General features: G+C 70.9%; 17 protein-coding genes. 9 read left to right on the forward strand and 8 right to left on the reverse strand.

All coding sequences use genetic code 11. The features are described from left to right. Positions 1-13 precede the first annotated feature (13 nt). Positions 14-907, reverse strand: coding sequence for an alpha/beta hydrolase (locus AB0I89_RS05330; protein ID WP_357120465.1), 894 nt, complete (start codon positions 905-907; stop codon positions 14-16). A gap of 199 nt (positions 908-1,106) precedes the next feature. Between AB0I89_RS05330 and AB0I89_RS05335 the strand changes: the two genes are divergently transcribed. After that, on the forward strand, positions 1,107-1,934 hold the full coding sequence (locus AB0I89_RS05335; protein ID WP_357120468.1) for a PIG-L family deacetylase: 828 nt from the start codon (positions 1,107-1,109) through the stop codon (positions 1,932-1,934). Between the two features lie 93 nt (positions 1,935-2,027). Here AB0I89_RS05335 and map read toward each other — a convergent pair whose 3' ends face one another. Then, the gene (gene map / locus AB0I89_RS05340) at positions 2,028-2,846 is read right to left on the reverse strand and encodes a type I methionyl aminopeptidase (protein ID WP_357120471.1); all 819 of its coding nucleotides are present in this window, start codon (positions 2,844-2,846) and stop codon (positions 2,028-2,030) included. A 101-nt stretch (positions 2,847-2,947) separates the two neighbouring features. Here map and AB0I89_RS05345 point away from each other — a divergent pair, with 101 nt between their 5' ends. Together AB0I89_RS05345 and AB0I89_RS05350 are read left to right on the forward strand one after the other, a co-directional pair. Further along, positions 2,948-3,214, forward strand: a complete 267-nt coding sequence (locus AB0I89_RS05345) for a helix-turn-helix transcriptional regulator (RefSeq protein ID WP_357120474.1) — start codon at positions 2,948-2,950, stop codon at positions 3,212-3,214. Between the two features lie 655 nt (positions 3,215-3,869). Further along, positions 3,870-5,363: an arabinofuranosidase catalytic domain-containing protein gene (locus AB0I89_RS05350; RefSeq protein WP_357120477.1), complete on the forward strand. Its 1,494-nt coding sequence runs from the start codon at positions 3,870-3,872 to the stop codon at positions 5,361-5,363. A 142-nt stretch (positions 5,364-5,505) separates the two neighbouring features. Here AB0I89_RS05350 and AB0I89_RS05355 read toward each other — a convergent pair whose 3' ends face one another. After that, a complete protein-coding gene (locus AB0I89_RS05355; RefSeq protein ID WP_357120480.1) occupies positions 5,506-6,867 on the reverse strand; it encodes a PHB depolymerase family esterase in 1,362 nt (453 codons plus the stop codon). A gap of 343 nt (positions 6,868-7,210) precedes the next feature. Between AB0I89_RS05355 and AB0I89_RS05360 the strand changes: the two genes are divergently transcribed. Continuing rightward, a complete protein-coding gene (locus AB0I89_RS05360; RefSeq protein ID WP_357120483.1) occupies positions 7,211-7,780 on the forward strand; it encodes a hypothetical protein in 570 nt (189 codons plus the stop codon). Here the strand turns inward: AB0I89_RS05360 and AB0I89_RS05365 are convergent. Both AB0I89_RS05365 and AB0I89_RS05370 read right to left on the reverse strand, forming a co-directional pair. After that, positions 7,746-8,534 carry a phosphatase PAP2 family protein gene (locus AB0I89_RS05365; RefSeq protein WP_357120486.1) on the reverse strand — a complete coding sequence of 263 codons (789 nt, stop codon included), beginning with the start codon at positions 8,532-8,534 and terminating at the stop codon, positions 7,746-7,748. The genes AB0I89_RS05360 and AB0I89_RS05365 overlap by 35 nt on opposite strands. A 203-nt stretch (positions 8,535-8,737) precedes the next feature. Further along, positions 8,738-10,378 (reverse strand): MDR family MFS transporter, encoded by a 1,641-nt coding sequence (locus AB0I89_RS05370; protein WP_357120489.1) that lies wholly within the window; start codon positions 10,376-10,378, stop codon positions 8,738-8,740. A 174-nt stretch (positions 10,379-10,552) separates the two neighbouring features. On the opposite strand from AB0I89_RS05370, the gene AB0I89_RS05375 reads away from it, so the two are divergent. After that, positions 10,553-11,170: a TetR family transcriptional regulator gene (locus AB0I89_RS05375; protein WP_357120492.1), complete on the forward strand. Its 618-nt coding sequence runs from the start codon at positions 10,553-10,555 to the stop codon at positions 11,168-11,170. Between the two features lie 6 nt (positions 11,171-11,176). Here the strand turns inward: AB0I89_RS05375 and AB0I89_RS05380 are convergent, their stop codons facing one another. Both AB0I89_RS05380 and AB0I89_RS05385 read right to left on the reverse strand, forming a co-directional pair. Continuing rightward, positions 11,177-12,775: an arabinofuranosidase catalytic domain-containing protein gene (locus AB0I89_RS05380; RefSeq protein WP_357120495.1), complete on the reverse strand. Its 1,599-nt coding sequence runs from the start codon at positions 12,773-12,775 to the stop codon at positions 11,177-11,179. 192 nt (positions 12,776-12,967) lie between these two features. Then, entirely contained in the window at positions 12,968-14,803 is a 1,836-nt protein-coding gene (locus AB0I89_RS05385; protein WP_357120498.1) for an RICIN domain-containing protein, read from the reverse strand. A 299-nt stretch (positions 14,804-15,102) separates the two neighbouring features. On the opposite strand from AB0I89_RS05385, the gene AB0I89_RS05390 reads away from it, so the two are divergent. From AB0I89_RS05390 to AB0I89_RS05405, 4 genes are read left to right on the forward strand one after another with little or no spacing between them, the layout of a single operon-like run. Next, positions 15,103-16,350, forward strand: a complete 1,248-nt coding sequence (locus tag AB0I89_RS05390) for an extracellular solute-binding protein (protein ID WP_357120501.1) — start codon at positions 15,103-15,105, stop codon at positions 16,348-16,350. 18 nt (positions 16,351-16,368) lie between these two features. Then, on the forward strand, positions 16,369-17,340 hold the full coding sequence (locus AB0I89_RS05395; protein WP_357120504.1) for a sugar ABC transporter permease: 972 nt from the start codon (positions 16,369-16,371) through the stop codon (positions 17,338-17,340). Then, positions 17,337-18,161, forward strand: a complete 825-nt coding sequence (locus AB0I89_RS05400) for a carbohydrate ABC transporter permease (protein ID WP_357120507.1) — start codon at positions 17,337-17,339, stop codon at positions 18,159-18,161. Before AB0I89_RS05395 ends, AB0I89_RS05400 begins: the two co-directional genes overlap by 4 nt. A gap of 32 nt (positions 18,162-18,193) precedes the next feature. Continuing rightward, a complete protein-coding gene (locus tag AB0I89_RS05405; protein WP_357120510.1) occupies positions 18,194-19,906 on the forward strand; it encodes a trehalase family glycosidase in 1,713 nt (570 codons plus the stop codon). Between the two features lie 246 nt (positions 19,907-20,152). On the opposite strand, the gene AB0I89_RS05410 is transcribed toward AB0I89_RS05405, so the two are convergent. Further along, on the reverse strand, positions 20,153-21,166 hold the full coding sequence (locus AB0I89_RS05410) for a LacI family DNA-binding transcriptional regulator (protein WP_357120513.1): 1,014 nt from the start codon (positions 21,164-21,166) through the stop codon (positions 20,153-20,155). Between the last annotated feature and the right edge of the window lie 134 nt (positions 21,167-21,300).

Genomic DNA, 21,300 nt, shown 5'->3' on the forward strand with positions numbered 1-21,300 from the left:
ACACGGCCCGGCCTCACACCTCGAGGACCGCGTCGGCGAACGCCCGCGGCGCCTCCTGGGGCAGGTTGTGCCCGACGCCGCCACCGACGGTCCGGTGCTCGTACCGGCCGGAGAACTGCTTGCCGTAGACGCTGGCGTCCAGGTGGGGCGCGCCGTTGGCGTCACCCTCCAGGGTGATGCTGGGCACCGTGATCTTCGGCTTGCCGGCGAGGCGCTTCTCCACCTCGGCGTACTGCGGTTCACCCTCGGCCAGGGCCAGCCGCCACCGATAGTTGTGGATCACGATGTCGACGTGGTCGGGATTGTCGAACGCCGCCGCGCTGCGGTCGAACGTCGCGTCGTCGAACGTCCATTTCGGCGATGCCGTCTGCCAGATGAGCCGGGCGAAGTCGCGGCGGTTGCGGTCGTACCCCTGCCGGCCGCGCTCGGTGGCGAAGTAGTACTGGTACCACCAGGAGAACTCGGCCTTCGGCGGCAGCGGCACCCGGCCCGACTCCTGACCGTCGATCAGGTAACCGCTCACCGACACCAGACCCGCACAGCGCTCGGGCCACAACGCGGCCACGACGTCGGCCGTACGCGCTCCCCAGTCGAATCCGGCGAGTTTCGCGCTGTCGATGCCCAGGGCGTCCATGAGGGCGACGAGGTCGAGCCCCATGGCGGCCGGCTCACCGTTGCGCACGGCGTCGTCGACGAGGAACCGGGTCGTGCCGTAACCCCGCAGGTACGGCACGACGACCCGGTGGCCGGCGTCGGTGAGCAGCGGCACGACCTCGGCGAAGCTGTGGATGTCGTACGGCCAGCCGTGCAGCAGGATCACGGGCGGCCCGTCCGGCGGGCCGGCATCGACGTACCCGACGTTCAGGACCCCGGCGTCGATCTGTCGTACGTCGTCGAACACCGCCATGGCCGGTACCCTTCATCGGTTGGTCAAGCCTGGGGGCCGCGCCCGGAGTGCGCCCACCCTGGGGAGAGCGTACGAAGCCCCGAGCCGCCCGGCGGCGCGTTGGGCAAGGACACCGGGGCCCGGCCGGCGGATGGTTAAGATGCGCCGCCGTACGCCGTCGGCCCCCACCCAGGTCCGATGCTGGTCGTAGGGTGGTGACATGGCTGAGCGATCCCTGACCCTGATGGCGGTGCACGCGCACCCCGACGACGAGGCGACGAGCACCGGTGGCGTCCTCGCCCGGTACGCCGCCGAGGGTGTCACCACGGTCCTCGTGACCTGTACGGACGGGCGGTGCGGCGACGGGCCGGGCGGGGTCAAGCCCGGCGAGCCCGGTCACGACCCGGCCGCCGTCGTGGCGATGCGTCAGGCCGAGCTGGAGGTCAGCGCGGCCACCTTGGGAATCACCCACCTGGAGACGCTCGGCTACGCCGACTCCGGGATGATGGGCTGGTCGACGAACGACCAGCCCGCCTCCTTCTGGACGACGCCGGTGGCGCAGGCCGCGGACCGGCTCGCGGAGCTGATCCGCCGGTACCGGCCGGACGTCGTCGTCACCTACGACGAGAACGGCTTCTACGGCCACCCCGACCACATCCAGGCGCACCGCATCACCATGGCCGCCGTGGCGCAGACCGACGTCCCCGCGAAGGTCTACTGGACCACCGTGCCCCGCACGGCGTTCGAGGAGTTCGGCCGGGTCATGAAGGAACTTGGCGTCGAGTGGGCCGACCCGGACGAGTCGTCGGACATGCCGGAGCTGGGTCTCCCCGACGACGAGATCACCACCTGGGTCGACACCCGCGCCCACGGTGCGCAGAAGTTCGCGGCCCTGGCCGCGCACGCCAGCCAGACCGAGAACATCTTCTTCCTCCAGCTCGGCCAGGAGCGGTTCACCGAGTTGATGGGCATGGAGACCTTCGTCCGGGTGCGGGACACCACCGACGCGCCCGTTCCCGAGGACGACCTCTTCGCAGGCCTGCGCTGACGCCGCCCCCGCCTGCCCGCCACGGCGCGTGAAAGGAAGGGCCCCCTATTAGCAGACGTCTGTTAACAGGGGGCCCTTCCTTTCACCAACGGTTTAGGACGCCGTGGCCGACTGTCCGCTGCGACGGTCCCGCTCCGGGTCCTCCCCGGGGCGGGACGTCAGCACCCGGGGACCGGACTCGGTGACCGCGATGGTGTGCTCGGAGTGGGCCGAGCGCGAACCGTCCGAGGATCGGATCGTCCAGCCGTCCTGGTCAAATTTGATCTTGTCGGTGGTCCGGCACAACCACGGCTCGATCGCGAGCGTCAGGCCGGGTTTGAGTGTCATGCCCCGGCCGGGACGGCCGTTGTTGGGCACGTGCGGGGCCTCGTGCATGGTGCGACCGATGCCGTGCCCACCGAACTCGTTGTTGACCCGATAGCCGTAGCGGTGGGCGACCTCGCCGATGGCGGCGGAGATGTCGCCGAGCTGGTTGCCCGGTCGGGCGGCGTCGACGCCGGCCTTCAGCGCGACCTCGGTGGCCTCGATCAGCTTCAGGTCGGCCGGGGCGGGAGCGCCGACGACGAACGACAGCGCCGAGTCGGCGGCCCAGCCGTCGATCTCGACCGCCATGTCGATGCTCAGCAGGTCACCGTCGCGCAGGAGGTAGTCGTGCGGCAGGCCGTGCAGCACCGCGTCGTTGACCGAGAGGCACAGGACGTTACGGAAGGGCCCACGACCGAACGACGGCGTGTAGTCCCAATAGCACGATTCGGCGCCACGCTCGGCGATGCGGCGGCGGGCGTGGTGCTCGATCTCCATCAGGTTGACGCCGACAGCGGCCACCGTCCGCAGCTCGGCCAGCAGTTCGCCGACGAACTGGCCGGTCACGGCCATCCGGTCGATCTCCGCGGCAGACTTCAGCTCGATCACGACAAACCCTCCCCATCCGGTGCGGTATATTTATACCACGCCGTGCGGGCGTCCGGCGGGTCGACATTGCCGGCCTCCAGCGGCGGAACTATCCTGCTCACATGGTTCGGCCACCGCTCACACCGGAGCAGATCGCCGCGGGGCAACGCCTTGGCGCGGCGCTGCGGGTCGCGCGGGGGGGCCGCAGTCTCGCCGAGGTCGCCCTCGCCGCCGGCATGTCACCGGAGACCCTGCGCAAGATCGAGGTGGGTCGGCTCCCGGCGCCCGCCTTCGGCACCGTGGTCTGCCTCAGCGAGGTCCTCGGTGTCGCGCTCAGCGACCTCGCCGACGTGTGGCTCGCCGACCCGCGGGTCCGCGAGGCGTCCTGAGCACTCGGCCAGGGCACGCTCGCGGGCACGCGCCGCGCGGAACACCCGGACCGGCACCTCGCTCGCTCCCTGAACAGGGGCGGCGGCGCCCAGAACCGACCGACGGTCGGAAAAGCCACCGATAACCGTCTATGGACAGGGCCGCCTGTTAACGCTAACGTAACGACGGCCGTCGATAACTGACCGTCACCGGTGCCTCCCAACTGCTGGCCCCGGCCGCGGTCTACGTCGTTCGCGGCGCGGGCGGGCGGAGCGTGGCCGACACGGGACGGCCCGAGCTCACCACCGGGCGACCCGTGCCGAGGGCCGGACGACGGATGCCTGACCAGCGGCGCCCGCAGGTCGGCATCACCTCGATCGGCCGGAGCCGTGCCGTCGATCGGCCTTCCCACAATCGCTCCAGGCCACAGCCACCGCCGTCACCGCGACCCCGGGCCGGGTCGCGGGCGGCGACCGCACCACCGCGTACCCGTCGCGCCCGGCCCGCCGACCCCACCGTCCGCGCGGTCAATCCCGCGCCGGACGGTTCCGGCGACGCCGTACGCGCCCGCGGACCGGGCCCCGTCCCGTCGTCCCCCTGCTCAGAGTCCGGGCCCGAGCAGGGTGAACGGGGCGGGGCCCGCACACCGCCAACTCCCACCCTTGAGGAGAGAACGTGCGAACCCAAGACATCCGACATCGGCGACCGGCGCTCGTCGCCGCGGCCGCCACCCTCGTGCTCGTCGGCGCCGCCGCCGCTCAGACGGGCGCCTCGGCGGCCGCCGCCGGCTGCCAGGTCACCTACGCGGTCAGCTCCCAGTGGCAGGGCGGCTTCGGCGCCAACGTCACCATCACCAACGTGGGCGACGCCATCAACGGGTGGCGGCTGAACTGGAACTTCGCCGCCGGCCAGACCGTCACCCAGCTCTGGAACGGCAGCTTCACCCAGGCCGGCGCCCAGGTGAGCGTCACCAACGCCGCCTACAACGGCAGCATCGGAACCAACGGCAGCACCAGCTTCGGCTTCAACGGCAGTTGGACCGGCAGCAACCCGACGCCGACCTCCTTCGCCCTCAACGGCGTCACCTGCAACGGCGTGGTGGACCCGACGACGCCCCCGCCCACCACGCCCCCGCCCACCACGCCGCCTCCGACGACGCCGCCACCCACCACACCACCGCCCACCACGCCGCCGCCCACCACTCCCCCACCGAGCACGACGCTGCCCTGCGACATCTACGCGGCGGGCGGCACGCCCTGCGTCGCGGCGCACAGCACCACCCGCGCCCTGTACGCCTCCTACAACGGCTCGCTCTACCAGGTACGCCGATCCTCGGACAACACCACCCGTGCCATCGGCGTCCTCAGCGCGGGCGGACGCGCCAACTCCGCCACCCAGGACAGCTTCTGCGCGAACACCACATGCGTCATCACGGTCATCTACGACCAGTCGGGGCGTGGCAACAACCTCGGCTACCAGGGGGCCGGTGGCATCGGTGGCGCCGTACAACCGGCGGTCGCGACCAGGGAGTCGTTGACGGTCGGCGGGAACAAGGTCTACTCGCTCTACATCAACGGCAACAGCAGCTACTGGCGGGACGGTCACCTGACCGGCATCCCGACCGGCGCCGCGCCCGAGGGCATGTACATGGTGACCAGCGGCACCCACGTCAACAGCGGCTGCTGCTTCGACTACGGCAACAGCGAGACCACCCGCCGGGCCGACGGCGCGGGCGCGATGGACGCAATCTACTTCGGCACCAGTTGCTGGTTCGGTGGCTGCTCCGGCTCCGGCCCCTGGGTGCAGGCCGACCTGGAGTACGGCCTCTACCCCGGCGGCAGCAGCTCCTGGAACAGCAACCAGCGGGCCTTCACCAGCAAGTTCGTCACCGCCACCCTGAAGAACAACGGCACCTCACGCTTCGCCATCAAGGGCAGCAACGCCCAGTCCGGCGGCCTTTACACCCTCTATGACGGGTCGCTGCCACGCGGGTACAGCCCGATGAGGAAGCAGGGCGCGATCATCCTCGGCAGCGGCGGGGACTGCTGCATCGACAACTCCAACCAGAGCGTCGGTACGTTCTACGAGGGCGCGATGGTGGCGGGCTACCCGTCCGACGCGGCCGAGAACGCGGTGCAGGCGAACATCGTCGCCGCCGGCTACCGCTGAGAGCGCGTGACCGCCGCCCCGCGACGCGACGGCGGCGGTCACGAAGGTCCGCGCACGCCGTGTGGCCCGACCCGGGAACGTCCCGGGCCGGGCCACACCGGTGGTTCAGGCCGCGTTCCGGCTCACCACCATCGGGTACGCCTCAACCGCGCGTCCACTTCTGACCGTTGCCGCCGTTGCAGGTCGCGAGCACCACCTGGGTGCTGTTGGCGGTTCCACCGGCGTTCGGCGCGAGGCACAGTCCGGACTGCACACCGGTGACGGAGCCGTCCGTGTTGAGGTTCCACTGCTGGTTCGCGCCCCCGGTGCAGTCCCAGATGATCACCCGCGTGCCCGCCGTCGTCGCGGCGCCCTCGGCGTCCAGGCACTTCGTCCCGTACACCTGGAGTTGCCGGCCCGCCGTCGAGGCCCACTGCTGGTTCGCGCCGCCGTTGCAGTCCCACAACGCGACCTGGGTACCGTTCGTGCGCGACTGCGCCGGGACGTCCAGGCAGCGGCCGGCGGCGGAGTTGCGCAACGCCCCGGTCGTGCCGCCCGGGGGCGGCGTCGTCGGAGGTGTCGTCGTCGGAGGCGTCGTGCCGCTGGTGGTGTCGAAGCCGAGGAACCGGATCGCCTGCGCGGCGTCGAACGGGATGGAGTGGCCGTACCCCTGGAAGCTGATCGCCTCGACCGGCGCGGTGCCGCCGGTGCCGCCGTAACGCGTCCTGGTGGCGCTGGTCTGCGGGTAGTCGGTGTAGCTGGGGGTCTGGGACACGCCCTGCACGTTGGTCCACTGCTTGATCTGCTCGCCGAAGTTGACGTAGCTCAGCGTGGTGTCCGTGGTGCCGTGCCAGATCTGGAAGCGGGGACGCTTGCCGGTGTAGCCGGGGTACGCGTTGCGCACCAGATCGCCCCACTGCTGCGGGGTCTTCACGATCCGCCCGCCGGAGCACTCGCTGTTCCACTCCGCGCCGTTGGTGGTCGCGAAGCAACCGAACGGAACGCCCGAGGAGCTGACGCCGGCGTTGAACAGGTCGGGGTAGAGGCCGACCATCACGTTGGTCATCATGGCGCCGGAGGAGAAGCCGGCCACACCGATGCGGTCCGGGTCGACCGGGTAGCGACTCCGGACGTAGTCGACCATCGACTTGAGGCCGACCGGGTCGCTGCCGCCGTCGCGGCGCAGGGCCTGCGGGGAGGAGACGTCCCAGCACTTGCTGCTCCGGGTCACGGACGGGTAGATGACGATGTAGCCATAGCGGTCGGCCAGCGAGCTGAGCCCGAAGCCGGTGTGCACGGCCGGGCCGCTGCCGGTGCAGTAGTGCAGGGCGAGCAGGAGAGCCGGACGCGCCGCTACCCGGTCCGGCACGTACAGGTGCATCTGCAGGTTCGTCGGGTTCGTGCCGAAGTTGGTTACCTGGGTGAGGGTCGCGGCCGACGCCGGGGTGGCGACCGTGACCACGGCCGTCATCGTCGCCAGCGCCGTCGCCAACGCGGCGGCCAGCAGTGCGAACCTTGTTCTCATGGGCGGATCCCTCTCGGTCGGTGGCAGCGTTGGTGGCGCGCGGGAAGGACGTTCGGGACGACGCCCTCGCGGGCGCGCGACATCTGCCGCGCGTCGCCGGCGGCTGGTGACAGGTGCTGATGGCGACGTCCGCTTGCCCGGAGGGGACGTCCGGATGGTGCGGGCCCGAAGCGGATGGCTCGCCCGGTGAGCCGTGGGTGCGGTCGCCTCGACATCGACTGTGAGCGATAACATGCCGTTCGTCAAGCCGTAACGGAGGACGCCGACGAAGCCCGCCCGGGGAGGACCGGACCGGGTCCGAGCCCGCGCGGCGACACCAATCGGCGGCAGGCATCATGTCGGCGTGAACTCAACCCTGGCCGCTCTGCTCGGCTCCGCGATCACCGCCTGCGCCTCACTCCTGGTCGTGTGGACGCACAGCCGGGTCAAGCGACGCCAACGCGAGCGGGCCGAGCTTCAGCGGGCGTACGTCCTGGTCCTGTCCGGCGCGCTCCGCCTCGCCCACAAGGTCGAGGCGCTGCGGCAGACCCGGTACTGGCGGTCGGGGCTGCCCGAGGCGGGCAACGACCTGCTCGGCGGGCACAAGCCGCTGGGGCCGATGGGGCTGCACGACTGGCTGGCCCGGGACATGGTCACCGTGGAGGCCGCGTGGTCGGAGATCTGGACGCGTGGGGACCAGGACGGCATCGCGCTCGCCAACGGGCTGATGACCGCGTACAACGCCGTGCTGGCGGCCGCGTTGCAGGCCAGCGGGAGGGAGCCGTTCGAGGCGTCCGACGAGATGACGACCGGGATCCGCCGCCTCGGTGAGGCACGTCGGCAACTCGCCCTGCACGCCCGCCGGGCCGCCAAGCTGGGTCCGCGCGACGTCGACCTGTTCACCGAGCGGGAGTACGGCGTACCGGTGGGCTGATGTCGGGCTGGGCGTCGGCCGGAGGTGCCGACGCCGGCAGCGCCAGCTGGACGACGCCGAGCATCGCCGCCGCCACCACAGCGTCGAGCCAGTAGTGGTTGCCGGTGGCCACGACGACGAGCATGGTGACGAGCGGATGGGTCAGCCACAGCCACCGTAGGCGTCCACGGGTCACCGAAACGAGCGCGACGGCGACGGCCAGCGCCCACCCGACGTGCAGGGACGGCATGGCCGCGTACTGGTTGCTGAGCGCGTCGGTGTCGGGCGGCCCGTAGACGGAGGGCCCGTACCGGCTGCCGGTGTCCACCAAGGCCGTCAGCGCGGTCAGCCGGGGCGGCGCCAGCGGGACCACGACGTGCACTGCCAGGGCCGCCGCGGTGAGCACGGCGAGCGTACGGCGGGTGCGCAGGTAGCGCGCCGGGTGCCGCAGGTAGAGCCAGACCAGGGTGACGGCCGTGGCCGGGAAGTGCACGTACGCGTAGTAGCCGTTGGCCAGGTGCGCCAGCAGGGTGTGCGAGAGCACGGGGTGCTGGACGACGGCCTCGTCGGGCAGGCGCAGCAGCCGCTCCAGATGCCAGACGGACTCGCCGTTGGCCAGCGCCGTGGCCACCCGACCGGCCACCACCATCCGCGCCCCCTTGTAGAGGAGGAACAGCGTGGCGACCAGCAGCAGCTCCCGCACGGCCCGGCGCGCCGGAGCGGCCCGCCGGCCGGGCGTGACCGGCCTCGACGCCGTCAGCTCGGCGATTCCCACAGGCGTCTCGATTCGGTCGTAGGGCCTGTTTCACCGGGGCGGTCGAGCCGAGGCGGGGCCTGGACGACGATCCGGCAAGGCCACGCCGCCGGTCGTCGTCCGGACCCCGCCGCAGGCCGGCCAGTCCTTGTGAAACAGGCCCTCGGATCAGGGGCCGCCACCGTCGTGACGGTGGCGGCCCCTGATTCTGTGCTCTGCAGAGGTCAGCGCCGCTCGGGCGCCGCGTTCGCCGTGGAATCGGCGGCGACCTGGTCGAACGCGGGCGCTCCGTCGACCGCGTCGGCGGCCAGAGCCGTCGACGTGGCGGCGTCCGGCAGGTCGAGGCTGGTCCGCAGGGTGACCGGCCGGAGCAGGAGCGCCGCGATGACGCCGACCACCCCGATGGCCGCGGAGATGAGGAAGATGTGGCCGGTGGCGTCGCCGTACGCGGCGCGCACGATGTGCTGAACTCCGTCGGGCAGCGCGGTGATGTTGAGGTTGCTGTCGCCACCGCTGCCGGAGGTGGGGATCCCGGCGGCGGCCAGGTCGCGCGTGATCTGGTCGGTGACCCGGTGGGCCAGCACGGCGCCGAGCACCGAGACGCCGACCGCGCCGCCGAGCGACCGGAAGAACGCGACGCTGGAGCTGGCCGCGCCGATGTCCTTGAGGGCCACCGTGTTCTGGACGGCCAGGACGAGGTTCTGCATGGTCATGCCGACGCCGGTGCCGACGATGAACATGCCGACGCCGACGAGCACCAGAGACGTCTCGTGGTCGATGGTGCCGAGCAGGCCGAACCCGACGACCAGGGTGATCGAACCGGCGACGATGTACGGCTTGATCCGCCCGGTCCGGGTGATCAGCCGGCCGGCGACGATCGAGGAGCCGAGGACTCCGGCCATCAACGGGATGGTGAGGAGGCCGGCCTCCGTCGGGCTGTAACCCCGGCCGATCTGGAAGTACTGGCCGAGGAAGACCGCGCCACCGAACATGGCCATGCCGACCGCGAGGCTGCCCAGGATGGCCAGGGCGGTGGTGTGCTGGCGCACGATGGCGAGCGGGACGACCGGCTCGGCCGCCCGAGATTCGACCCAGACCGCGAGGGCGAGCAGGAGGAGCGAGCCGGCCACCATGGCCGCGCTCTGCCACGAGACCCAGGCGAACGAGCTGTCGACGAAGGAGATCCAGATCAGCAGCACGCTCACGCCGGCGGCGATCAGGCTCGCGCCCAGGTAGTCGATCTTGACGTTGTCCCGTCGGAACGTCGGCAGGTGCAGAGTCACCTGGAGCAGGATCAGCGCGACGACGGCGACCGGCACGCCCACGAAGAAGCACCAGCGCCAGCCGAGCCAGGACGTGTCGACGATGAGGCCGCCGAGCAGCGGGCCGCCGACGGTCGCCACCGCCATGACGCCGCCGAGGTAGCCGTTGTAGCGGCCCCGCTCGCGGGGCGGGATCATGGCGGCGATCGCCACCTGGACGAGAGCCTGCAGGCCGCCGACGCCGATGCCCTGGAACGCACGGGCCGCGATGAGCTGGCCGGCGCTCTGCGAGAAGCCGGCGATGACGGAGCCCAACAGGAACACCACGATGGCGACCTGGATGAGGAGCTTCTTGTTGAACAGGTCGGCGAGCTTGCCCCAGATCGGGGTGGTGGCCGTCGCCGTGAGCAGGGTCGCGGTGACCACCCAGGTGTACTGGGTCTGGGAGCCGTTCAACGCGCCAATGATCTTGGGAAGCGCGGTCGAGACGACCGTGCTGCTCAACATCGCGACGAAGAGCACCAGCAGCAGGCCGCTGAGCGCCTCGAGGGTCTGCCGATGGCTCATCGGCTCGGCGCCGGGCGTGGTGGTGGGTGCGCTCATCGCGCGGCCTCCCGCTTGTCGTGGGTTCCAGGACGACAACCAGGCGTACGCGGCGGCCTCGGGTACGGACATCCGCGCGCCTGAGTTGGTTGCCTCACGCAAGCATCTACCGATCTTGCCCAGTCGGCAAGTTTGCCCATTGAGAAGCCGGTCACTCGACGTACGCTGACGACGATGGACGAGATCACCGGCCTGCGGGAGCGCAAGAAGGCGGCCACCCGCCTGGCCCTGCACGAGTCAGCCCTACGCCTCGCGGCCGAGCAGGGCCCCGACAGCGTGACCGTCGAGGCGATCGCCGACGCCGCCAACGTCTCCCGGCGGACATTCTCGAACTACTTCTCGAACAAGGAGGAGGCGCTCTTCTACGGCGACACCGTGCGCCTGCGCCGCCTGTTGCAGTTGGTGCGCGAACGGCCGGGCGGTGAGCCGCCGTGGACCGTGCTGGGCCGGGCGGCCGAACACTTCACCGCGGAGTCGGCGCGCGACCGCGACCACGACTGGCTGACCCGACGCCGGCAGTTGCGCGGGCACCCGGGCCTGGCCGCGCACCAGGTCGCGGCGTACACCGCGATCGAGCGCGAGTTGGCGGCCGAGCTCGCGCATCGCCTCACCGGTGCCGAGGTGGCGCTGCGCGCCCGCCTGCTGACCGCGACCTTCCTGGCCGCCCTGCGCGTCGCCATGCAGCACTGGATTGACCACCCGGGCCGCGACCTGCTGGAGATCGTACGAATCGCGCTGAGCGAGGTCGGTCCCCCGCCGGCCGTGCGGCCGGCGGGGGACTCGGTGTCCTGATCGTCGTCAGCGGTAGCCGGCGCTCACCACGTTGGACTGGACCGCGTTCTCGGTCGCGTCGGACGGGTAGCCCGCGACCATCGCGCCCTCGTAGAACGTGCCGGCGCTGAGGTTCGCGCCGCCGTCGGGCTTGCAGCAGTCGCCGCCGCTGCCCAGGATGATCGCGCCCTGCTTCTTCATCGGGCTGTAGCCGGACGGCAGCGAGCCGTCCCACAGCGTGTACAGGCCACCGGACTGCGCGTCACTGCCCTTCATCGCGAAGCGGGACGTGCCGTTGTTCTTCAGCGTCGCGGTGACGAACTTGCTGGTGAACGCCCGCTGGTTCGGGTTCCACGAGCTGCTGCCACCCGGGAACAGACCCCACTCCAGGTCGGCCTGCACCCACGGGCCGCTGCCCGAGCAGCCGCCGAACCAGCACTGCTTGCCGAAGTTGATGGCGTCCATCGCACCGGCGGCGTCGGCCTTGCGGGTCGTCTCGCTGTTGCCGTAGTCGAAGCAGCAGCCGCTGTTGACGTGCGTGCCGCTGGTCACCATGTACATGCCCTCGGGCGCGGCGCCGGTCGGCACGCCGGTCAGGTGACCGTCCCGCCAGTAGCTGTTGCCCGGGTTGATGTAGAGCGAGTACGCCTTGCTGCCGCCCACCGTCAGAGACTCCGTGGTCGCCGTGGCCGGCCTGCTCTGCGGCGAGCCCGGAACCACGCTCGATCCCTGGTACCAGAGGTCGTTACCGCGCCCGGACTGGTCGAAGACGACCGTGATCACGCAGGTCGTGCCGGCGCAGAACGAGTCCTGCGTCGCCGCGTTGGCGGTGCCGCCCGTACCGGTCAGCCCGATGTTGCGGGTCGTGTTGTCCGACGAGCGCCGGACCTGGTAGAGGTTGCCGGCGTACGTCCCGTAGAGGGCCCGCGTGGTGCTGTGGGCCGCCACGCACGGGGTGCCACCGGAGGCGTAGATGTCACACGGGCGCGCACCGCCCGGCGGCGGGCTGGTCGGCGGCGCCGTGGTCGGCGGGACGCTGGTCGGCGGGGTGGTCGGCGAGGCCCACTGCTGGTTGGCGCCACCGTTGCAGGCCCAGAGGATGACCTTGGTGCCGTTCGCGGTGCCGGCCCCGTTGGCGTCGAGGCACAGCCCGGACTGCACTCCGGTGATGGTGCCGTTGCTGTTGACGTTCCACTGCTGGTTGGTCTGGCCGTTGCAGTCCCAGATGATCGCCTGGGTGCCGTTGGTGGTGCCGCGGCCGGAGGCGTCCAGGCACTTGTTGCCGTACACCGAGAGCTGTTTGCTCGACGTCCAGGTCCAGGTCTGGCCGGCCGCGCCGTTGCAGTCCCAGAGCTGGGTCTGGGTGCCGTTGGCGGTGCTGGAGTTGGGGACCTCCAGGCACCGGCCCGAGGCCGCGCCGACGATGGTGGTGCTCTGCCCCGGCGCGATGGCCGCCGCCATCGCCGCGGCCTCCGCGGCGGACGACGAGGCACCGGCCGTGGCGCCGACGGTGACGAGGACGAGGGCGCCGGCCAACGCGCCGGCCAGCATGGCCAGGCGCCCGGGGCGACGTCTCGGGATGGGATCGCGGGCCAGGCCGGGCCCGGTGGGGGACGGGGTACGCACAGGGTGGCTCCTGGAGAGTCGTGGCAGCGCACGGGGTGTGCCGACGCGCCGCAGGGTGGTGGCGGGGCGGGCGAATCGATTCGTAGCGATCGTAGGAGCGGATTTTGATCAGTGTCAATGAAAGCCCGGTCGGCGGGAATCCGGCGGTGGCCGTCCGTACCGGCGGCCACCGCCGGGGTTCACGCGCGTCGCCTACCGACCCCAGAGACGCCAGGTCTGGTTTAGCGGGCTGCCCTGGGTGACCGCGTTGCAGGGCCACTGGATGACCGACGCGCGGGCCGCCGTGGAGACCCCGTTGACGTCGACACACTTGCCGCTGTGCCGGGCCACGAGTTGGTAGTCGTGCGCATCGTTGCCGGAGTAGGTCACCTTCCGGAGGGCGAACTGCTGGTTCGTCGCGTTCTGGCAGGTCCGCTGGATCACTGCGGCGGAGTTGGCGGTGGAAGCGCCGCTGACGTCGAGACACTTGCCGCTCTGCTGGTTGACCACCGTGTACGTGTTGGCCACGCCGGCGACCGGCCGGAAGTTCCAGAGCTGCTGGTCACCGCCCTCGCAGTAGAACTGCTGCTGCGCGTTGCCGTCGGCGGTGCTCAGGTTGGTGTTGTCCAGGCACTGCTGGGAGTGCTGGGCCACCGCCACCGACTGGAAGCCCGCCTCGGAGGGCGGCAGCAGGGTCACCGTGTACGTGTCGTTCTGGTTGCCGTACGGCAGGTTCACCGTGGCGTTGTTGTTGGACAGGTTGACGACGGTGTTCGAGACCGTGACGGGCCCCTGCACCGCGCCACCGTTGTTGTACGGGATGCGCTGCGTGAGCACCCGCACCTGGTTGTTCTGCACCACGCCGCTCGTCGTGTCGAGACGTTGCAGGTTGACGGCCAGGTTTCCGGTCGTACGACCGCCGCCGACCAGGACCTTCGCCACCCCGCTCGCCTTCGTGGCGTACGCGTCGTAGGACTGGCTGCCGGTCACCGCCACGATCTCCCCGGCCTGGGAGGCGTAGTAGCGGTAGACCCACCACTCCCCCTTGGGCTGGTGCTGACCGGCCGAGTTGCGGACCAACAGGTTGCCGAGGTCGTTGTGCAGGTTGCCGGCGCTGGCCCAGTTGGCGCGCAGACCGTCCGCCTTGGCCCGCTCCAGACGCGAGATGTACCAGGCGCCGTCGGCCGGGTTCTGCTCGTTGGACGCCCCGTACTCGTTGATCTGGTACGGGCGGGGGTGCGCGATTCCGCGCGGATCGAGGGTGGCGTTGGCGGCCGCGACGTTGGCGACCGGGTCACCCGGCAGGGAGTGCCAGCTGATGATGTCCGGCACGGTGTTCGTCGAGCGGACGAAGTCGAGGTACTGGTTCCAGAACGCGTGCGAGGTCGACGGCACGCAGGCGCAGCTCGGCCCGACGATGAGCTGGTTGGGGAACTCCGTGCGGAGCCGCTGGTACGTGCGTCGCCAGAGCTCGAGGTACTGGGAGATCGGCCGGTTCCAGAAGATGGTGATGTTGGGTTCGTTCCAGATGTCCCACTGCACGGTCAGCCCGGACGCCCGGACGTCGCCGATGACGCGGTTCAGGAAGTTGTCGTAGTCGGTCCAGTTGCCGTTGTCGCCGGGAAAGCGCGAGATGCCGGCACCGTCGGCGCCCCACAGGTCGTGCGGCAGCAGGATGAACTGCCCGCCGAGGGCGACGGTCCGGCGGGCCTGGGCGAGGGTGGCGTTCCAGCGGCGGTCGTAGTTTCCGCCGACCCAGCCACTGCCGGGCAGTTGCGCGCCGCCGGCCCGCATGTAGCGGAAGTTGACGTCGCGGTAGAAGTGGTCGGGTGGGCCGCTGGCGTTCTCGGTCATGCCGTAGATCCAGCCGGACGCACGGTAGGTCGGTGTGCCGGTGGTCGTGGAGAAGTTCACGCTTATCGACTCGTCGGCGGCCTGGGCGGGGGACGCGGCGACGGTGACGGCCGTGGTGGCGGCGAGCAGGCCGACGGCGAGTCGGGCGACGAGCGCGCGCGCTCGGCCGGGCCTGCTGCGGGACGGGGTTTTCACGGGCGGCTCCTTGGTGGGGCGCGGGGGACGCTCTCCGGAGGGCTGCGCTTGCGAATCGATTCGCTCGGATCGTAGGTCGGAGACTCACTCATGTCAATGAAGTGACGGTCCGGTAAAGCCGGTGTTTCCCGGTGCTCCTCACGAGGGCTGCCGGGCAACTCTTGACCACCGAACACGGACGGTCCTATCTTCGTGCGAACCGGTTCGTCGAATCGGTTCGCCTCATGGTCGGACCCGGTCCGGCCCGCGACGGTCAACCCACGACCCCACCACCCGATCGAGTTGAAGTGAGGCAGCACATGACACGACTCAACCGACGGCGGCGACTGGCCGCCGTGGCCGTGATAGCACTCGCCGCCGTGACGACCAGCGCCTGCTCGTCGTCCGGAGGCTCCGGCAACGACGACGGTGGCGGCGGCGCCTACCTCGTCTGGGACCCCTACCCCCAGTTCGCCGACGACTCCGACTGGGTCGCCCTGCTCAAGAAGTGCGGAACCTCGGCGGGCGTGACGGTCGAGCGGACCGGCTACGACACCACCGACCTGACCAACAAGGCGCTGCTCGCGGCCCAGCAGGGCAACTCGCCGGACGTGCTGATCGTCGACAACCCGGTCATCTCGACCCTGGCCGAGGCCGGCGCGCTCACCACGACCGAGGAGAACAAGCTGGACACCTCGAGCATGGAGAAGAACCTGCTCGGCGCGGGACAGAGTGGCGGCAAGACGTACGGCGTGCCGATCGGCGCCAACACGCTCGCGCTCTACTACAACAAGGACCTGCTGACCGCCGCCGGCGTCGACCCGGCCTCGGTCACCGACTGGACGTCGCTGACCACGGCGCTCACGAAGGTCAAGGCCAAGGGCAAGAAGGGCATCACCTTCTCCGCAATCGGCACCGAGGAGGGCAGCTTCCAGTTCCTGCCCTGGTTCTGGGGCTCGGGCGCGCAGTTGACCAGCCTCGACTCGCCACAGGCGGTCTCCGCGCTGACGCTGTGGAGCGACTGGCTGAAGCAGGGGCTGGCCCCGAACTCCGTCATCAACAACACCCAGACCACGAGCTGGCAGGAGTTCGCCACCGGCGACTTCGCGTTCGCCGAGAACGGCACCTGGCAGCTCGCCAACGCCGAGAAGCTCGGCTTCTCGTACGGCACCATCGCGATTCCGGCCAGCGCGGGTGGGCCGGCCCCGGCGCCGACCGGTGGTGAGTTCGTCTCCATCCCGGTACAGAAGAAAACCGGCCGGTACGCGACGTCGCAGCAGCTCGTCACCTGCCTGACCAGCGCCGACAACCTCCTGACCACCGACACCACGCTCTCCTACGTCGCACCGGTGGCCGCCGTGCAGGACCGGCAGGCCACCGAGAACCCCAAGCTCAAGGTCTGGGTCGAGGCGGTCCGGGCGGCCAAGGGTCGCACCGGCGACAACCTCGGCACGAAGTACCCGAAGATCTCCGAGCCCCTGTGGAGCGCCGTGCAGGCGGCTCTGAGCGGTGGGAAGTCGCCGCAGGAGGCGCTGACCGCCGCGCAGGCCACGGCCGCGAGCAAGTAAGCGCGCCGACGCGACGACATGACCCCCACGACGCAGACCTCCAGTACCACGCGGAGCGACGGTGGGGCGGCCGACGCCGCCCCACCCGGGCCCGCCGCGCCCCGTACCCGTCGACCCGGCCGCTGGCTGGCGTGGTGCTTCCTGGCGCCGACGGTCGTCTACCTGCTGGCCTTCTACGCCTACCCGCTCTATCGCAACGTCGAGCTGAGCCTGCGCGAGTACACCGTCCGGTCCTTCGTGCAGGGTGGCGCGCCCTTCGCCGGCCTGGACAACTACCGCACCGTCCTGACCGATCCGGCGTTCTGGCCGACGTTGACGCACACCCTGGTGTTCACCGGCGCGTCGCTCGTCTTCCAGTTCGGCATCGGCATGGCCCTGGCGCTCTTCTTCCGCCAGCACTTCCCGCTGTCGGGCACCCTGCGGGCGCTGATCCTCGTACCGTGGCTGCTGCCCCTGATCGTGTCCGCCTCGACCTGGTCGTGGCTGCTCAACAGCGACTCGGGCCTGGTCAACGCCGCGCTCGGCGTGGTGGGGGTCGACCCGGTCAACTGGCTCACGTCGCCGACGTGGTCGCTCACGTCGGTGATCATCGCCAACATCTGGATCGGGATCCCCTTCAACCTGGTGGTGCTCTACAGCGGCCTGCAGGCGATCCCGGTCGAGGTGTACGAGGCGTCCGCGCTCGACGGCGCGACCGGCTGGCAACGGTTCTGGTCGATCACGTTCCCGCTGCTGCGCCCGGTCTCCGCGATCACGCTGCTGCTCGGGCTGATCTACACGCTGAAGGTCTTCGACATCATCTGGATCATGACCAGGGGCGGCCCCAGCGGCTCCTCCGCAACGCTCGCCACCTGGTCCTACCGTCTGGGCTTCGGCAACCTGCTGCCCGAGTTCGGGCCGGGCGCGGCCGTCGGCAACCTGCTCATCGTGCTGGCGCTGGTCGCCGGGCTCGTCTACATCCGGTTCCAACGGAGGCAGCACCTACGATGACCACGTCACCGCGTCGAGTCTGGTGGAAGACCCTCGTCGGCCTGGCGCTGACCGGGCTGATGCTCTTCCCCGTCTACTGGATGATCAACGTGTCGTTCACCCGGGACCAGGACATGCGGGCCAGCCCGCCGCACCTGTTCCCGACGAACGGCACGCTGGACGGCTACCGGGCCGTCCTCGACCAGCAGCTCCCCTACCTCGGCACCAGCTTCGCGGTCGGCCTCGGGACGGTGGCGCTGACGGTGGCGCTCGCCGCCCCCGCGGGATACGCGCTCGCGAAGCTGCGCCCACCCGGCGGCCCGGTGCTGAGCTTCCTGCTGCTAATCGCCCAGATGATCCCCGGGATCATCATGGCGATGGGCTTCTACGCCATCTACCTCACCCTCGGCGTCCTGAACACGCTGCCCGGCCTGATCCTGGCCGACACCACACTCGCGGTGCCGTTCGCCGTACTGATCTTCACGGCCTTCATGTCGGGCATCCCCGACGAGCTGCTCCAGGCCGCCGTGGTCGACGGCGCGGGCCAGCTACGCACCTTCTGGTCGATCGTGCTGCCGGTCAGCCGCAACTCGATCGTCACGGTGTCGCTGTTCGCGTTCCTGTGGTCCTGGTCGGACTTCATCTTCGCCTCGACCCTCGCCGGTGGCGGCGACCACCAACCGATCACCCTCGGCATCTACCACTACATCGGCAACAACAACCAGCAGTGGAACGCCATCATGGCCACCGCTGTGGTCGCCTCCGTCCCCGCAGCTGTGCTGTTGATCCTGGCTCAGCGGTACGTCTCGATGGGCGTGACCGCCGGCGCCGTCAAGGACTGACCATCCGCACCACAGAAAGGCAGCCGCCACCCATGACTGTCGCCCCGCCCGGTCCGGAGTTCGCCATCCAGGACATCCCGTTCAGCTATCGGGGATCCTGGCTCAACATCTCCCCCGTGGTCGCCGAGAAGACGTACGCCGACGACCTGCACCTGGTGTCGCACCAGACCGGGCTGCACCCGGTGCTACGCCTCTGCCCCGGCGCCCCGGACACCACCGTCGTCGCCACGCCCGCGCTGCTGACCTGGCATGCCGGTCCCGGTCGGGTCGAGGCCGTCTTCGACGGACCGGACACCCTGCGGATCCGGGGCCGGCAGCTCGGCCTGCGGATCGCCGCGGCGGCGGACACGCTCACCCCGTTCAGCGGCAGCTACCTCTACCGCGACCCGGTCGACGGCTCGCACGTCTTCACCTCGTACGAGACCGGGCGTCGCTACCGGGTCACGGTCCTGGCCGGCGCGCTGCGCCGCGCCGACGGCGTCGAGGCGCTCGGCACCGCCGACCGGTCCCTGGACCTCGCCGGTGACGAGCCCTGGGAGATCGCCATCGAGGAGTACGCCACCGCGCGCCAGCCCTACGCCACGGCCGTCGCCTTCGACCAGGTGTGCCACGACCGGAGCGCCGAGTTCGCCGCGTTCGTCGACGCGGTCGCGCCGTGGCGCGGCGAGGACACCCCGGCCGCCGAACTGGCCGCGTACGTGCTGTGGTCCGCCACCGTCGACCCGGCGGGCTTCGTCACCCGACCCGCCGTCCTGATGTCCAAGCACTGGATGGACAAGGTGTGGAGCTGGGACCACTGCTTCAACGCGATCGCCCTGGCGGCCGGCGAGCCGGAGCTGGCCTGGCACCAGTTCCACCTGCCCTTCGACCACCAGGACGCCGCGGGCGCCCTCCCCGACTCGGTCACCCACTCCGAGGTCCTGCACAACTACGTCAAACCCCCGATCCACGGCTGGGCGCTGCGGCACCTGCGCCGACGTCTCCCCCACCCACCGGATCGGACGGCGCTCGCGCAGACGTACGACCGGCTGGCCCGGTGGACCGGATTCTGGCTGGACGCGCGCCGCGCACCCGGCCAGGAGCTACCGCACTACCAGCACGGCAACGACAGCGGCTGGGACAACGCCACCACGTTCGACGACCACCGGGTCCTGCAGACCGCCGATCTGGCCGCATTCCTCGTCTCGCAGTTGGACTGCCTGGCCGACCTCGCCACCGAGCTGGGCGAAGAGGCCGACCGGTGGTCCCGGGAGGCCGACCGGATCCGGGCGGCGATGCTCCGGGAGCTGTGGGACGGTGAGCGTTTCGCCGCCCGCAGCCCGCACACCGGGCAGCGGCGGACCAGCCGTAGCCTGCTCGACCTGATGCCGGTCGCGCTCGGCGCCGACCTGCCCACCCCGATCACCGACGCGCTGGCCCGGGGCGTCGAGGCCCACCTCACCACCCACGGGCTGGCGACCGAGCCGACGGACTCGACCCACTACCTCGCCGACGGCTACTGGCGGGGCCCGATCTGGGCGCCCTCCACCGTGCTGGTCGAGGACGGCCTGCGGCGGGCCGGGCACACCGCGATCGCCGACGACATCAGCCAGCGCTTCCTCGCGCTCTGCGAGAAATCGGGCTTCGCGGAGAACTTCGACGCCGAGACCGGCGCGGGGCTGCGCGACCGCGCGTACACCTGGACCGCCAGCAGCTACCTCATCCTCGCCGCCGCCCAGCAGGAGCGCCGGGCCGCGCGGCGCTGACCGGGCCAGCGTGTTCGCGCGTGGCCAACGTGGTCACGCGCGGCCGGCATGGTCACGCGCGGCCGCCGTGTTCGCGCGTGGCCAGCGTGGTGCCGTACGGCCGCCGTGTTCGCGCGTGGCCAGCGTGGTGCCGTACGGCCGCCGTGTTCGCGCATGGCCGGCGTGGTGCCGTACGGCCGGCGTGGTCGCGCGGCCGGCGTGGTCGCGCGGCCGGCGTGGTCGCGCGGCCGGCGGGAGCGGGCCGGATCAGCGAGCCCGGACCGGGCCCGTGCTGGACCGCAGCGAGATGGGTGGGCTGTACAGGCGGTGCCGCGGCACGCTGCCGGGGGCCGCGATGATCTCCAGCAGCAGTGACACCGCCTCCGCGCCCATGTCCCGCATGGGTACGTCCGCGGCGGTCAGCGCCGGCCGGAAGTCCTCTGCCCAGTGCTGGGCGGCGACGCCGGTGACGGAGAAGTCCGCCGGCACGGCCAACCCGGCGCCGGTCAGCGCGCGCTGCATCCCGGGCAGCGCCGCCTCGTTGATGGTGGCCACGGCCGTGACCTCCGGATGTGTGACGAGCAACTGCTCCACGCAGGCCTCGCCGGAGGCGGTGTCGTCGCCGCAGCAGACGTCGATGCCGGCGAGGCCCCGCTCCGCCACCGCCGCCTGGAAGCCGGCCAGGGCTCGGTGGCTCGGACCGTAACCCGCCGCCACCAGCTCGGCGGAGCGGTTCACCAGGGCCACGTGGCGGTGCCCCAGGTCGGCCAGGTGGTGCACGCAGCGTGCGATCAACCCGGCGTAGTCGATGTCGACCCAGCTCATGCCGTGCGCCTCGGCCGTGCGACCGATCGTGACGAACGGCAGACCAGCGCGAGCCAGCCGGGTCACCCGGTCGTCCTCCAACCGGATCTCCATCAGCACGACGCCGTCGACGCGACGCCCGGTGACGATCCGCTCGAACGAACGGTCGTGGTCGCCTCCCGACGGGGACAGCAGCACGTCGAGGTCGTGTCGGGCGGCGGCCTCGACGACGCTGGCGACGAAGCCCAACTGCATGTCGGTCAATCGTTGGCTGGCCGGTGGGATCACCAGCCCGAGGGTGCGCGTACGCCCCTCCTTCAGCGCACGGGCGCTGGCGTTCGGCCGGTAGTCCAGCTCGTCGATGACCGCCTGGATCCGCTGCCGGGTCGCCTCCGACACCGTCCGCTTGCCGCTGAGCACGTACGAGACCGTGCTGCGGGACACCCCCGCCCGTCGGGCGATCTCCCCGATGTTCATCCGCCGCCCTCGAATCGATCCCTGCCCCGCCGGGGACGCGCCCTGACCCGGGTCCGAGCATAGGCGCTCGGCGAAGCGACCCGGAGGTCCCGCCCGGCGCACCCCGCCCCGAGCCGGTCAGGAATCAAGAAGCT

Source organism: Micromonospora sp. NPDC049801, assembly GCF_040656575.1.
Lineage (GTDB): Bacteria > Actinomycetota > Actinomycetes > Mycobacteriales > Micromonosporaceae > Micromonospora.

Coding starts and splice junctions, on each gene's coding strand:
- AB0I89_RS05400 (WP_357120507.1), top strand. CDS start 17,337: ATGACCACGTCACCGCGTCGAGTCTGGTGGAAGACCCTCGTCGGCCTG.
- AB0I89_RS05330 (WP_357120465.1), bottom strand. CDS start 907: ATGGCGGTGTTCGACGACGTACGACAGATCGACGCCGGGGTCCTGAAC.
- AB0I89_RS05390 (WP_357120501.1), top strand. CDS start 15,103: ATGACACGACTCAACCGACGGCGGCGACTGGCCGCCGTGGCCGTGATA.
- AB0I89_RS05335 (WP_357120468.1), top strand. CDS start 1,107: ATGGCTGAGCGATCCCTGACCCTGATGGCGGTGCACGCGCACCCCGAC.
- AB0I89_RS05410 (WP_357120513.1), bottom strand. CDS start 21,166: ATGAACATCGGGGAGATCGCCCGACGGGCGGGGGTGTCCCGCAGCACG.
- AB0I89_RS05370 (WP_357120489.1), bottom strand. CDS start 10,378: ATGAGCGCACCCACCACCACGCCCGGCGCCGAGCCGATGAGCCATCGG.
- AB0I89_RS05345 (WP_357120474.1), top strand. CDS start 2,948: ATGGTTCGGCCACCGCTCACACCGGAGCAGATCGCCGCGGGGCAACGC.
- AB0I89_RS05355 (WP_357120480.1), bottom strand. CDS start 6,867: ATGAGAACAAGGTTCGCACTGCTGGCCGCCGCGTTGGCGACGGCGCTG.
- AB0I89_RS05375 (WP_357120492.1), top strand. CDS start 10,553: ATGGACGAGATCACCGGCCTGCGGGAGCGCAAGAAGGCGGCCACCCGC.
- AB0I89_RS05405 (WP_357120510.1), top strand. CDS start 18,194: ATGACTGTCGCCCCGCCCGGTCCGGAGTTCGCCATCCAGGACATCCCG.
- AB0I89_RS05395 (WP_357120504.1), top strand. CDS start 16,369: ATGACCCCCACGACGCAGACCTCCAGTACCACGCGGAGCGACGGTGGG.